The organism is Sphingorhabdus sp. (assembly GCF_044357595.1).
GTDB lineage: Bacteria > Pseudomonadota > Alphaproteobacteria > Sphingomonadales > Sphingomonadaceae > Sphingorhabdus_B.
Map to the genome: position 1 here is coordinate 1 of NZ_JBIKPH010000059.1, position 13,592 is coordinate 13,592.

Sequence of the window (13,592 nt, forward strand, 5' to 3'; positions counted from 1 at the left end):
TCATGGGGCCGGTGAAATGGTCCTGCAGCTTCCAAACGCTTTCGGCAGGTGCGATATGATCTTCACGACCTGCCTGAATGTAAGTTGCCGTTTTTACGCGGCGCAGGTCAATCGGGGTGCCCAAAGCCGACAAATCGTCAGGCTTCACCAGCCGATTGTCGCGATAGAGGTCTATAACATAATTTCGATGCCATTTGGCGGGCAGGTTGGTGACATCGCCATTCCAGTGGAGGAGGTCAAACGCGGGATAATCCTCACCCAGCAAATAGTTTTTCACGACTGTCGACCAGATCAGGTCCTTGCCGCGCAACATATTGAAGGTGAGCGCGAGGAACCGTCCGTCCATATAGCCTTGCGGTGCGCTGAGCGCTTCCATCATGGCAATCTGCTGATCATCGATGAAATGCAGCAGTTCACCGCTAGTGCTAAAATCGACCTGTGCGGTAAAAAATGTTGCGCTACGAACCTTATCGGCAGCACTGGTGGCTGCGAGTATGGCGAGGGTTGCCGCTAAGGTTGTTCCGGCAACGCAATAGCCAATCGCATGCACGTCTGGCACATCAAGACCGGAGCGGACAGTATCAATTGCGTCGATCTGCGCCGCGATGTAATCATCCCAGACGATGTCTTTCATAGTGCTGTCGGCCGATTTCCACGACACGATAAACACTGTGATGCCATGGTCCACGCAATATTTGATGAAGCTTTTTTCTGCTGTCAGATCGAGAATATAAAAACGGTTAATCCATGGCGGAAAGATAATCAGCGGGGTCTCCAGCACATCTTCCGTCGTCGGATCATATTGAATAAGCTGGTACAGTGGGGTTTGGTGAACAACCTTGCCCTTTGTCGCCGCGATGTTTTCCCCAAGTTTGAATGCGGTGGGATCGGTATGCGTAATTTGTCCGCGTTGCATGTCTTGTATCAGGTTCTGCATGCCGGACATGAGACTTGCGCCACTGGTTTCCATCGCTCTCTCAAGCGCCACTGGATTGGTAAAGGGCGAATTGGCTGGGCTCATCGCCTCGATAATGCTGCGCAAGGCAAAGTCCATCTTGGCCTTGTCCTGATCAGCCAAGCCAACCAACTGATCGGCGGCAGTTAACATATATTCAGACATGACCTGATAACTCTGCCGCACAAGGTCGAAAACCGGGTGTTCCCATTGTGGTGCGGTAAAGCGGCGGTCAGACGTATCGACCTTGTCACGCCCTGCCTTAGCCAGCGGCTCCAGCACAGCCCCCCACGCGTCCAACGCGGCGCGATAGGCCTTTACGGGGTCAGTGGTTGCAACAGCTGACTGCCCAAACAGTTTCATAAAATGGTCCGCGTCTATAAACGGCGGGATATTGGGTGAGTCGGCCATGAATTAACGCATATCAAAGCTAACTGAATTGTCGAAGATTGTTTTGTTGTGCGGCGCAGCATGGACATTGGATAAAAAAGAGCGCAAAGGCGCCCCACAATGACATTTGAAAACATACCCCCGCTTCTTGACGAAGCGCTTACCGCCCGTGGATATACTGCGCTAACCCCCGTTCAAACCGCTGTTATCGCAGAAGAAGCCGTAGGACGTGACTTGGTCGTCTCCGCGCAAACGGGCTCAGGCAAGACCGTAGCCTTCGGTCTCGCAATGGCACCCCAAATCCTTGATGGAGGCCTTGTAAGCCTTGCACGTGAGCCTGCTGCGCTGATCATCGCGCCGACCCGTGAGCTTGCCTTGCAGGTGAGCCGTGAACTCATTTGGCTCTATGCCAAAGCTGGTGTGCGTATCGCTACCTGCGTTGGCGGGATGGATGCATCGAAGGAACGCCGCACCTTGAACCAAGGCGCGCAGATCGTTGTCGGCACCCCCGGGCGTCTTCGCGATCACCTTGAGCGCGGCGCGCTGGACCTGTCGGCGCTGAAAGTAGCGATCTTGGACGAAGCAGACGAAATGCTGGACATGGGTTTTCGCGAAGAGCTTGAAGAAATATTGAATGCAACGCCGGAGGGTCGTCGGACCTTGTTGTTCTCGGCAACTATACCGAAACCGATTGTTTCGCTGGCAAAGCGTTACCAGCACGATGCATTACGCATTTCGACCGTAGGTGAAGACCGCGGCCATGGAGACATCAGCTATCAGGTTTGCACGGTAGCGCCGCCGGACATTGAAAACGCAGTGGTCAACCTGTTGCGTTTACATGAAGCCGAAACCGCTATCCTGTTCTGCGCGACACGTGAAAATGTTCGCCGTTTGCATGCCAGCCTGACCGAGCGCGGTTTTAACGTCGTTGCGTTGTCGGGTGAGCATTCGCAGTCCGAACGTAACCAAGCGCTTCAGGCTTTGCGCGACCAGCGGGCCCGCGTCTGCGTCGCAACCGATGTTGCGGCACGGGGTATCGATTTGCCGAACCTGTCATTGGTTGTGCACGTGGAACTGCCACGCGATGCAGAAGGGCTTCAGCATAGGTCTGGACGTACTGGCCGCGCCGGTCGCAAGGGTACTGCCGTATTGATCGTGCCATATCAGCGTCGCAAGCGGGTTGAATCCATGCTGCGCGGTGCAAAGATTGAGGCGGATTGGATCAAGGTACCAACCGCTGCCGACATTCGCGCGAAAGATCATGATCGTCTGCTTGAGACACTACTGGCGCCTGTGGAGGTCGAAGACGAAGACCGTGCTTTGGGCGCAAAGCTGCTCGAAACGATGTCTCCAGAAGACATTGCTGCAGCACTTGTGCGTGTGCATCGTTCGAAGATGCCGCAGGCTGAGGACATGCTGGATGACGGAAGCCGCGAGCGTCCACGTGACGACCATCGTGCAGGGTTCGATGATTCCGTATGGTTCAAACTGAACGTTGGTCGTCGTAATAATGCAGATCCCAAATGGATTTTGCCATTATTGTGCCGCCGTGGCGGCGTGACCAAGAATGATATTGGTGCCATTCGTATTGCTGCGAATGAAACCCATGTCGGGATTGCGGCAGCTGCAGTGGCCAAGTTCACCAAAGGCATCGCGCAAGCGGGGCACGAAGAGGACAATGACGTCGAAATCGTGCAGGCCAATGGCCCGCCGCGAGAAGCGGCGCGTGAAAACAAGCGAATGGGCCGCGATGGCGACCGTCCGCAGCGTTCACAGCTTGGCGTCAATCCGCGCGGCGATGGCCCACCACGGGGCGGTAACTTCCGCGGCGATGGGCCGCGCGGCGGTGGATCGAACCGTGATGGTGCACGTCCATTCCGCAAGGATGGCCCACCCCCGTCAAAGCATGGCGTCAAGCATAAGGCAAAGGGCAATCGGCCGCGTTAATTGATGCGAAACATAGTTTTTCTGGAAATGGGTGGAAACATCGCCCATGAAGGCGGCTTGTAAATTAACCAACCGGAAACGGGAGCCAATGTCCGAAGAATTTTACCGCATCAAGCGTTTGCCGCCTTATGTTATCGCCGAAGTCAACGCGATGCGTGCAGCGGCCCGCAGCGCGGGTGAGGACATCATTGACTTAGGCATGGGCAATCCAGATTTGCCTCCGCCATCGCATGTCATCGAAAAACTCTGCGAAGTGGCCCAGAAGCCGGACTCTCATGGCTATTCAGCATCAAAGGGTATTCCCGGTCTGCGCAAGGCGCAGGCCAATTATTATGGCCGGCGTTTTGGGGTTGATATCGACCCTGAAAATGAAGTTGTCGTAACCATGGGTTCCAAAGAGGGCTTGGCGAGCCTTGCCACGGCCATCACCGCGCCGGGCGACGTCGTGCTTGCGCCAAACCCAAGTTACCCGATCCATACATTTGGGTTCATCATTGCAGGGGCGACCATTCGGTCAGTGCCGACCACGCCGGATGAAAATTACTTCCGTTCGCTTGAGCGTGCGATGGCATTCACCGTTCCGCGTCCTTCGATATTAGTGGTAAATTACCCGTCGAACCCGACAGCAGAGACCGTTGACCTCGCTTTCTATGAACGGCTTGTCGCATGGGCAAAGGAGAATAAGGTCTGGATCTTATCCGACCTTGCGTATTCCGAACTCTATTTCGACGGCAACCCGACCCCATCGATCTTGCAGGTAAAGGGTGGCAAAGACGTCGCTGTGGAATTTACCTCCTTGTCCAAAACCTATTCGATGGCGGGTTGGCGCGTCGGCTTTGCTGTTGGAAACCGCGATCTGATTGCGGCAATGACCAGAGTGAAAAGCTATCTCGATTATGGGGCATTCACACCAATTCAGGCAGCCGCCTGCGCTGCGCTGAATGGTCCGCAAGACATTGTTGAACAGAACCGCCAGCTATACCACAAACGCCGCGATATCCTTGTGGAGGCGTTTGGGCGGGCAGGTTGGGATATACCACCGCCACGCGCATCGATGTTTGCCTGGGCACCGCTTCCGCCCGCACTGGCGCATTTGGGTAGCCTGGAATTTTCCAAACAGTTGCTGACACAGGCGAATGTCGCTGTCGCACCGGGTGTCGGATATGGCGAAGATGGCGAGGGCTATGTCCGCATTGCCATGGTCGAAAACGAACATCGTCTGCGGCAGGCCGCACGCAACGTGAAACGCTATCTGCAATCCATGGGTGTCAACACGCCTAGCCAGTCGAACGCGATTTAACATGGCGCGCAGTGACTTTGCTTTCCACTATCGTTTCCGCGTGCGTTGGTCCGAAACCGATGCGCAAGGCGTCGTCTTTAACGCCCGTTATCTGGACTACGCCGACGTCGCGATGACCGAATATTGGCGCGCAGTAAAGTTTCGTGAATATGCGGACGGCGCACCGCTGGAGTTCCATGTTAAAAAGGCCACAGTGACGTGGTTCGCCCCCATTAAACCGGATGAGTTGATTGAGGTCATGGCACGTACGATCGCAACGGGCCGGACAAGCATGAGCCAGTTGGTCGAAATACACGGTGTTACCGAAGATGGGTCAGACGATTTGCGTGCTACTGTTGATTTGGTCAGCGTGCATGTGGACCTTGATGTTCACCGGCCCATCCCGTTGCCCGATTGGGTGAAGGACGTGTTCGTTTCATTCGACAGCCAAGCGGGTTCTGCGCCGCTTGAGCTGATCGAAGGCTAAGTGCAACGCGACATGCGTAATGTTTTCACGACCATTGGGCTCGCCGTACTTGTGCTGGGCAGTTTGGCCGTCGGCGCCTGTTCAGCCGGCGGTTCGTCGGAAACCAAAAATACCACGTCACAAGAATTCCCGCGTGCCGAACGCCGTGTGTCTGCGGCTGGCGACACACAGTTTTCCACCGAAGCCGCACGTGATGAAGCCGGCGAGTCCGAATTCGTGATGGAATGGGCAGGTATTCAACTTGGCACAACTGTGGCCGATATTGGTGCGGGCGAGGGATATTACACCATAAGGCTTGCCGAGCGGGTTGGCCCCAAGGGCAGGGTATTGGCGCAGGATATTAATCGCGGCGCGCTGGATCGTTTAGGCGAACGCGTCACCCGGGAGCAACTCGACAATGTTGCAATCAAGGAAGGTGCGGTAGATGATCCCCGCCTTCCGGAGAATAGCTTCGACCGGATTTTCATGGTCCATATGTATCATGAAATAGAAGAGCCATACGCGTTTCTGTGGCGTATGCGGCCTGCATTGGCAAAGGGCGGACAAGTGATCGTCGTTGACCGCGACCGCGCAACGGACCGGCATGGTATTCCGCCGAAGCTGTTGTTCTGCGAATTTGAAGCGGTCGGATATCGCCTGACGGGATTTACCGAGCAATTGAAATTGGGCGGATACATCGCGCGGTTTGAGGTGAGCGGCCCGCGACCCGATCAATCGGCGATCCGGACCTGCGCAAACCGCTACCCGCAATCCTAAGGGGTTTCAGTCGCCGTCGAAGCCGATGAGCGCATCAACGCGTATATTTTGCCCGCGCAATTTTTCTGCGCCGCCCAAGTCGGGCAAATCGACGATAAACAAAGCCTGTTCGACTTTGCCTCCGCCTCGCCGGATAAGGTCGACGCCGGCCAATGCAGTGCCGCCAGTGGCAATGAGATCGTCGACAAGCAGGACTTTCTGGTTCGCTTTAACATGGCCGACATGCATTTCGATCCGGTCGGTGCCATATTCAAGCGTGTAATCGATGCCGATTTTCTCCCCCGGTAATTTGCCGGGTTTGCGCAGCATCAATTGCCCAAGGCCGAGCGCATAGGCGATGCCAGAAGCCACAATGAAGCCACGCGCCTCAATACCGGCGACAAGCGTGGTATCGGTGTCAACCAAGGCCGCCAGCCGGTCAATCGTGGTGCAATAGCCGCCTGCATCCAGAAGCAAGCTGGACACGTCGCGGAACATGATCCCCGGCTTTGGGTAATCTGGGATGTTGCCGATCAGCGCCGCAAGGTCTGCATTGTCACTCATATCGTATGACTGCCTGTTGCTGCGGATAATTTCAAGGAAATCTGGTGAAGCCATCGCGTGCGTTTTCAGCACAAAAAAAGGGCGGAGCCAAAGGCGCCGCCCTTTTTACAATCATATTTGGAGACAAGCCCCAAAGCAAGATTACTTCAGTTCGACGGTTCCGCCGGCTGCAAGGATCTTCGCCTTGATGTCTTCGGCTTCTGCCTTGTTCACGCCTTCCTTGATCGCCTTTGGCGCGGACTCAACGAGAGCCTTTGCTTCGGTCAGACCAAGCTGGGTGATCGCACGGACTTCCTTGATGACTGCAATCTTGTTTCCGCCGTCGCCGGTCAGGATAACGTCGAATTCAGTCTGCTCTTCAGCAGCAGGTGCAGCAGCAGCGGCAGGGCCGGCAACAGCAACAGCAGCAGCGGCGCTAACGCCCCATTTTTCTTCCAAAGCCTTTGCAAGGTCAGCCGCTTCAAGAACGGTCAAAGCCGAAAGTTGGTCTACAAGCTTTTCAATATCAGCCATTTAAATAACACTCCGATTTTCTGTCATATCTGTAGGGCTCGCCCAGCCGGTTAAAAACCATGGGACGCAGCCGGTTTCATTTAAAAAGTTACGCTGCCTTTTGGTCAGCATAGGCACCAAAAACGCGTGCCAATTTCGCAGCTGGTGCTGTCGACAGCTGAGCGATCTTCGTTGCCGGTGCTTGTACAAGCCCGATAATCGTCGCGCGCAGTTGATCGAGCGATGGCAATGAAGCCAGCGCCTTAACACCATTTACATCGAGGAATGTGTCACCCATCGCACCGCCGACAATTTCAAGTTTGTCATTGGTTTTTGCGAACTCGACCGCAATCTTTGCAGCGGCGACCGGGTCCGACGATGTGGCGAGCGCCGTAGGTCCGGTTAGCAATTCAGCTAACGCACCATAAGACGTTCCCTCAAGGGCGATTTTGGACAGACGGTTCTTGGCGACCTTATAAGTCGCGCCCGCATCGCGCATCTTCAAACGAAGGTCAGTCGATTGTGCAACCGTCAGCCCGAGATTCCGGGTGACGACGACAACCGCCGCTTCATTAAAAGTGGCGTTCAGCGATGCAACTGTTTCGGTCTTTTCAGAACGGTTCATGCATTACTCCTTATTCGGGCCCTCCCGGCGAACCGGTCAAGCCCAACACGAAAAGCGAAGCACCCGGATGAGCACTAACGCTGACTTAGTCCGTGGGGAAGTTTCATGCCGAACGCACACGACATTATGTCGGAGCAATGGCGAAGGATGGCCAAAGCCAATCCTGAAATCTCTATCCCCGTCTAGGCTGGACATTAAGATGGGCAAATTCCCATCACCAACTGTCTCGGACGGTTGCCGGTGAAGCCGTCGCTCCACCGAACAGGGGTGCAACTAGCAGGGTTGGGAGCAGAGTCAAGCACGGCTATCCCATTGGCCTTTGTCGGTAGAGGCGGAATTTCAAAATCCTATGAAAGTCTGGACAATTTATCTTACTGGACAAGCGTTACTGCGCTGACTTAATCGTTTGGGAAATCTTCAGGCTAAAGGACAAAATGGCTCATGCCGGACACTGGTGAACAAACGACCGCTTTGATTGGCGCATATTATGCTGCTTTCAACGCCATGGATGTTGAAGCTATTTTGGCCTGTCTAGATGACGACGTGGCGCATGATATCAATCAAGGGAGCCGTGAAACCGGCAAGGCGGCTTTTCGAACCTTTCTCGGCCGGATGGATCATGCCTATAGCGAACAGCTGCGTGACATCGCCATCATGACAAACCCGGATGGCAAGCGCGCGGCGGCAGAATTTATCGTGGACGGCATTTACAAAGTTGCAGATGAAGGTTTTCCTGCAGCGCATGGGCAGAGCTACAACTTGCCAGCCGGCGGTTTCTTTGAAATCGCAAACGGGAAAATCACCCGCGTGTCGGTTTACTATAATCTCACCGAATGGATTGCCCAAGTTTCATGACTGTCGACGTCCGTTCCTTGATTGATCCCGAGGAGCGCCGCGCTGCAATTCCGGCGCTTTACGATCTGCGTATCCGTATCTTTCGGGGCTGGCCCTATCTCTATGAAGGGACCGCGGACTATGAGGCGGACTATCTCGCCGAATTTTTCCGGGAACCCGGCGCGGTGCTTGTAGTGGCGAAGGATGGTGACGCGATTGTCGGTGCGGCGACGGCATCGCCCATGGCGGCGCAAAATCCGGAGTTTCAGGAACCGTTGCGGCGACGCGGACTGGATGTCGCGCGTATCTTCTATTTCGGGGAGTCGGTCTTGCTGCCCGCCTTTCAGGGGCAGGGCATCGGCCATCGCTTTTTCGACGCCCGCGAAGCTGCTGCCCGCGCTGCAGGGGCGGTCCAGACGTCCTTTTGTGCGGTGGTTCGCCCCGAGGATCACCCGATGCGGCCCGAGGCACCACGCGATTTGCATCCTTTCTGGCGTGCCCGCGGCTATGCGCCGGTCGATGGTTTGACCGGAACGCTCGCATGGCAGGATCTGGGGGATGATTTTGAAAGCGCCCATCTTATGCAGTTCTGGATGCGGGACCTATGACCGCCTCGGTGCGTATAGCGGCGGCGCAATATCCGATAGGGCAGCCCGATAGCCTTGCCAGCTGGCAGGCCAAGGTTGAACAATGGGTGCGCGATGCTGCGGCGCAAGGCGCACAGCTTTTGGTATTTCCCGAATATGCGGCGATGGAATTGGCCGCGATCGACCAATCAACGGCAAGCGACCTGCATGCCTCGTTGCGCGCGGTCATTGCATTGGGGCCAAGCATTGACGCGCATCATGCGGATCTGGCCCGGCGGTTTGGGGTGGTCCTGCTTGGCGGGACCCGACCCTTCGGCCAAGATGATCGGCAGATTGTGAACCGCGCGACACTCTATATGCCGGATGGGCAAAAAGGGTATCAGGACAAAATCATGATGACCCGGTTCGAACGTGAATCCTGGGACATTAAGGGCGGAACAGAATTGCGTGTTTTTCGTACATCCTTGGGCATGCTGGGCATCTCTACCTGTTATGATGTCGAATTCCCGATGATCGCGCGGGCGCAGGCCGCCGCAGGTGCGCAGGTCATTCTGTGTCCTTCCTGCACAGACAGTCTGCAGGGCTATCACCGCGTTCGGATTGGGGCACAGGCGCGGGCGCTGGAAAACCAAATTTTTGTGGTGCAGGCGCCAACCGTTGGCATGGCCCCCTGGTCGCCAGCACTCGACGAAAATTATGGTGCGGCGGGGGTTTTCGTTCCGCCCGATGGCGATAGCCCTGATGACGGGATAGTGGCGATCGGAACCGAGGGGCAGGGGGCGTGGGTGATGGCCGACGTTGATCTTTCGCGTGTGCACCGCTGGCGCAGCGCAGGGGCGGTGCGTCCCTTTGCGCATTGGCCCGAACAATATTGCGGTGAAAAGTCCAGCGACCTGCCCATCGAAGTTGTGCCACTGGATTAAACAGTTCGCAAAAATGGACGAAGCCGTTAGGGCGCGTCTATGCCGCAAAACACCGCCTTACCCCGCCTGCATCTTCTGCTCGCGATTGCGGTCATGGCCGTGTGGGGAACGAATTTCGTCGTCATCAAACTGGCGCTGACCCATTTGCCGCCTTTGTGGCTCGCGACGCTCCGCTTTACCTGCGCTTTTCTGCCAGCTGCATTTTTCCTGAAACGGCCTGCGGTGCCTGTATCCAATCTGGCCGCTTACGGGATATTGATCGGGGCGGGGCAATTTGGCCTGCTGTTTCTGGCGATGAAAAGCTATATTACGCCGGGTCTTGCCTCACTGGTTGTCCAGATCCAGGTCTTCTTTACCATTGCCCTATCGATGCGGTTGACGGACGAGCGGGTGCGCGGATTCCAATGGGCTGCGCTCGGCTTGGCGACAAGCGGGCTTGCGGTCATTCTAACGCATTCGGACGGCAGCGCGACGCCATTGGGATTGATACTTGTCGTCATGGCGGCTTTTTGTTGGTCGAGCGGGAATATGGTTTCGCGTGCCGCAGGTAAGGTCGACATGCTCGCTTATGCGGTCTGGGCCAGCATCTTTGCCGTGCCGCCACTGCTCATCCTCGCCTTGCTCTTTGAAGGTGCACCAGCCTTTATGGCGGGTGTACACGCGGCGACAGCGACGACGTGGGCCGCCGTGGTCTGGCAAGCGGTTGGCAATACGATGTTCGGCTATGGCATTTGGGGATGGCTTTTGGCGCGGCATCCGGCGGCAACCGTTGCACCGATGGCGTTGCTGGTACCGATATTCGGCATGGGGGCGTCCGCCTTGTTCTTAGGCGAGCCGCTGCAGAGTTGGAAATTGCTTGCCGCTGCGTTGGTCATGGGCGGATTGGCGTTAAGCCTTTTATGGCCGCGATTTGTTCAACCTATTTCGAAAATAGAATAGACCGGACCCGCAGCGGTTTGTTCGCCGGTGCCGACGGCGATGACATTGGCGCGCTATCAGGAAAGCCGCATACGCCATTACCACGTAACGCTGGATGCATATATGGCGCGGTAGCGCATTTGAATACACAGGCATGTTCCGCTAGTGGCTGCACCTTGGGGGAGCATTCATGCCATTAGCATTCACCATTTACGACTGGGGCATATTGTTGGCCTATGTCGCATTGCTGGCTTTTGCCGGCTATCAAGCGACACGGCGGACCAAAACGGCGGATGACTATTTTCTCGCCGGCCATCATGCGCCGGTCTGGCTGGTGGCGGTGTCCGTACTGTCGACAATGCAGTCAGCGGCAACATTTCTCGGCGCCCCCGATAACAGCTATCGCGGTGATTACAGCTATCTCACAAGCAACTTCGCCGCGATCATCGCTGCCTTTATCGTCGCACGTTTCCTGATCCCGCGATTCTACGCAATCGGTGCGATCACGGTATATGAATTGCTGGAAACACGTTTCGACGCAACGGCGAGGCGCGCAGCGGCGGGGATGTATCTCGTCGGTCGGATCTTGGCGAGCGGTGCGCGGCTGTATCTTGCCGCTATTGCGGTTTCGATGATCATCTTCTTGGATGTCGAGCCCCAGCATATCGTTATCGCGTCGGTGGTGATCGTCGTTTTTGGTGTTGCCTTCACACTGTTCGGCGGGCTGAATGCCGTTATCTGGAGCGACCTTGTGCAGGTCGTGCTCTATCTTGGCGGGGCGGTGCTGGTTCTCATCTTTTTGCTAGTGAAAATTCCTGCACCCGCTCCGGAAATCTGGGACGCGCTTCAATCTGCACCGGACGGAATGGATAAACTCCGTTTGTTTGACTGGTCGCTCGACTTTACCAAGCCGTTTACCGTTTGGGCGATCCTGACCGGGCTGGTGTTGCTCAATATCGGCAATGCTGGGCTCGATCAGGACACGACGCAGCGCTTCCTTGCATGCGAAAACGCACAATCGGGCAAACGCGCGCTTTATGCGAGCATGTGGGCGGCAATCCCTGTGGTGGCTTTATTCATGGCGATAGGATCGCTGCTCCACATCTTCTACAACCGCCCCGACCTGATGGGCGTTAGTGTTGGCGCGACCAACGCGTTCGCAGGAGAAAAAATCACGGTCTTCATGTCTTTCATCCTGTCCGAAATCCCGCCCGGCTTGCGCGGGCTGGTAACCGTAGGCGTCATCGCAGCGGCGGCCATCAATTCCGGACTCATCTCGATGTCGGCGGTGGTCGTGAATGATTTTTACCGGCCTTGGCTGGAACGGCGTGGCGCACCGTCAAGCGAGCAGCATTATGTCAACGCTGGACGGATGGCGATGCTATTGCTCGCGTTTGCGTTGTTCGCGATGTCGATACTGTGTTTCTACTGGCAGCATTACAGCGACACGCCATTGCTCGAATTTGTGCTCGGCGTCATGGTCTTTGCATATTCGGGCTTGCTGGGAGTCTATGGTACCGTGGTGTTTACGAAGCGCGGGGCGACATGGTCGGTGATTGCCGCTCTGCTGGCTGGCTTTGTCACAATCCTGGTGCAGCAGCATTATGTCGTGGATAGTCTTGGCCTGCCAACGGCGTGGAAGGCTTTGGCCTTCCCATGGCAATTATGCATCGGAACGGCGGTCGCCTTTGGTGTTTGCTGCGCAGGTCGCAGTATCAATGATACATCAGATACCGCGCCCGTACTTGCATAAAAGCGTCAAGTCCGTCTTGCCATTGACGTTCGATATCGCTGACTGATTTTCCGCCCAAAATGCCTTTACGGACACTGTCGGTTCCTGCCAGCTGATCGAAAAAGCTCGGAGTGCCGGGGCGGAATTCAAACTTGTCTGGGTACATGTCGTGGACGGTCTTCACCAAAGCGATGCCGGTGCGAAATGGCTGGAATGTCTTACTGTTGGTGGGGATGACCCATACGCCATGACAGTGCTGTCCGGCATATTTGGAAAAATCCGGTGTAAAGGAAACCGGCTTGAAATCGACACCCGGCAACCCCATCGTATTCAATCGTTCCGCCAGTGCTGCGCCATCGATGAAAGGCCCGCCGACATATTCGAAAGGTTTTTCACTGCCCCGTCCTTCGGAGATGTTGGTGCCCTCGAACAACGCAGTGCCGGGATATACTGCTGCTGTTCGGGGTGACAGCATATTGGGCGAGGGCGGCACCCAAGGCAAATCCCAAGCTAGATATGGCGCTAAGTCGCGTGACCAGCCGCGCATGGCAATAATGCGCAGGCGCGTGCGCAGTCTATCCTCGCCGACGAACATCTGGGCTAGCTCGCCGAATGTCATGCCGTGACGTACCGGTACGGCATAGCTTCCGACGAAAGAGGCAAAGGCAGGTTCGAGCACCGGCCCCTCTATCATCACACCGCCTTGGGGATTGGGACGATCCAGCACGATCACCTCGGACCCCGATGTCTCTGCGGCGCGCAGCATGTATAGCAGCGTGGAGGCATATGTATAAAAACGGGTACCGACGTCCTGCAGATCGACCAGCACGATATCAATGCCTTGCATCATCTTGGCGGTTGGCATTTTGGTTTCACCGTAGAGGCTGTGGACGGGCAAGCCGGATTTGGGATCGATGCCCGAAGCCACTTTTTCACCCGCTTGCGCCGCGCCGCGCACACCATGTTCGGGGCTAAAAAGCGCGACAAGGTTGATGGTGGGATGCGCGCGCAGCAGATCGACGTTGCTAACGCCTTTGCGGTCAACGCCGGTCTGGTTGGTCAACAGTGCGACTCGTTTTCCCTTGAGCGACTCCAGTCGGTCGGAGAGCAAAACTTCGATCCCG

General features: G+C 56.1%; 14 protein-coding genes. 9 read left to right on the top strand and 5 right to left on the bottom strand.

The window, feature by feature from the left end; genetic code table 11:
* Positions 1-1,366, bottom strand: a 1,366-nt coding sequence (locus ACIQ2T_RS07435; RefSeq protein WP_397590263.1) for a PHA/PHB synthase family protein, incomplete at its 3' end; no start/stop codon positions are given.
* Positions 1,367-1,465: 99 nt separating this feature from the next.
* Here ACIQ2T_RS07435 and ACIQ2T_RS07440 point away from each other — a divergent pair.
* The 4 genes from ACIQ2T_RS07440 to ACIQ2T_RS07455 all read left to right on the top strand — a co-directional run bounded on the left by ACIQ2T_RS07440 (position 1,466) and on the right by ACIQ2T_RS07455 (position 5,814).
* Positions 1,466-3,292, top strand: coding sequence for a DEAD/DEAH box helicase (locus ACIQ2T_RS07440; RefSeq protein ID WP_397590264.1), 1,827 nt, complete (start codon positions 1,466-1,468; stop codon positions 3,290-3,292).
* An 88-nt stretch (positions 3,293-3,380) separates the two neighbouring features.
* Positions 3,381-4,592 (top strand): LL-diaminopimelate aminotransferase, encoded by a 1,212-nt coding sequence (locus ACIQ2T_RS07445; RefSeq protein ID WP_397590265.1) that lies wholly within the window; start codon positions 3,381-3,383, stop codon positions 4,590-4,592.
* Position 4,593: 1 nt separating this feature from the next.
* The gene (locus ACIQ2T_RS07450) at positions 4,594-5,058 is read left to right on the top strand and encodes an acyl-CoA thioesterase (protein ID WP_397590266.1); all 465 of its coding nucleotides are present in this window, start codon (positions 4,594-4,596) and stop codon (positions 5,056-5,058) included.
* 12 nt (positions 5,059-5,070) lie between these two features.
* The gene (locus ACIQ2T_RS07455; protein WP_397590267.1) at positions 5,071-5,814 is read left to right on the top strand and encodes a class I SAM-dependent methyltransferase; all 744 of its coding nucleotides are present in this window, start codon (positions 5,071-5,073) and stop codon (positions 5,812-5,814) included.
* A 6-nt stretch (positions 5,815-5,820) separates the two neighbouring features.
* On the opposite strand, the gene ACIQ2T_RS07460 is transcribed toward ACIQ2T_RS07455, so the two are convergent.
* The 3 genes from ACIQ2T_RS07460 to rplJ form a co-directional block, all read right to left on the bottom strand.
* Positions 5,821-6,357, bottom strand: coding sequence for an adenine phosphoribosyltransferase (locus ACIQ2T_RS07460; protein ID WP_397590268.1), 537 nt, complete (start codon positions 6,355-6,357; stop codon positions 5,821-5,823).
* A 141-nt stretch (positions 6,358-6,498) separates the two neighbouring features.
* On the bottom strand, positions 6,499-6,870 hold the full coding sequence (gene rplL / locus ACIQ2T_RS07465) for a 50S ribosomal protein L7/L12 (RefSeq protein WP_315469972.1): 372 nt from the start codon (positions 6,868-6,870) through the stop codon (positions 6,499-6,501).
* Between the two features lie 88 nt (positions 6,871-6,958).
* Positions 6,959-7,474, bottom strand: coding sequence for a 50S ribosomal protein L10 (gene rplJ, locus ACIQ2T_RS07470; RefSeq protein ID WP_397590269.1), 516 nt, complete (start codon positions 7,472-7,474; stop codon positions 6,959-6,961).
* A 441-nt stretch (positions 7,475-7,915) separates the two neighbouring features.
* Here rplJ and ACIQ2T_RS07475 point away from each other — a divergent pair, with 441 nt between their 5' ends.
* The 5 genes from ACIQ2T_RS07475 to ACIQ2T_RS07495 all read left to right on the top strand — a co-directional run bounded on the left by ACIQ2T_RS07475 (position 7,916) and on the right by ACIQ2T_RS07495 (position 12,489).
* Positions 7,916-8,329 (top strand): ketosteroid isomerase-related protein, encoded by a 414-nt coding sequence (locus tag ACIQ2T_RS07475; protein ID WP_397590270.1) that lies wholly within the window; start codon positions 7,916-7,918, stop codon positions 8,327-8,329.
* Positions 8,326-8,916, top strand: a complete 591-nt coding sequence (locus ACIQ2T_RS07480) for a GNAT family N-acetyltransferase (RefSeq protein ID WP_397590271.1) — start codon at positions 8,326-8,328, stop codon at positions 8,914-8,916. Before ACIQ2T_RS07475 ends, ACIQ2T_RS07480 begins: the two co-directional genes overlap by 4 nt.
* Complete coding sequence (locus ACIQ2T_RS07485) at positions 8,913-9,818, top strand: carbon-nitrogen hydrolase family protein (protein ID WP_397590272.1); 906 nt, start codon at positions 8,913-8,915, stop codon at positions 9,816-9,818. Before ACIQ2T_RS07480 ends, ACIQ2T_RS07485 begins: the two co-directional genes overlap by 4 nt.
* Before the next feature lie 39 nt (positions 9,819-9,857).
* Positions 9,858-10,757, top strand: a complete 900-nt coding sequence (locus ACIQ2T_RS07490; protein WP_397590273.1) for an EamA family transporter — start codon at positions 9,858-9,860, stop codon at positions 10,755-10,757.
* 169 nt (positions 10,758-10,926) lie between these two features.
* Positions 10,927-12,489 (top strand): sodium:solute symporter, encoded by a 1,563-nt coding sequence (locus tag ACIQ2T_RS07495; RefSeq protein ID WP_397590274.1) that lies wholly within the window; start codon positions 10,927-10,929, stop codon positions 12,487-12,489.
* Here the strand turns inward: ACIQ2T_RS07495 and ACIQ2T_RS07500 are convergent.
* On the bottom strand, positions 12,452-13,592 hold a 1,141-nt coding region (locus ACIQ2T_RS07500), incomplete at its 5' end, for an exo-beta-N-acetylmuramidase NamZ domain-containing protein (RefSeq protein WP_397590275.1). The two genes, ACIQ2T_RS07495 and ACIQ2T_RS07500, sit on opposite strands and share 38 nt — an antisense overlap.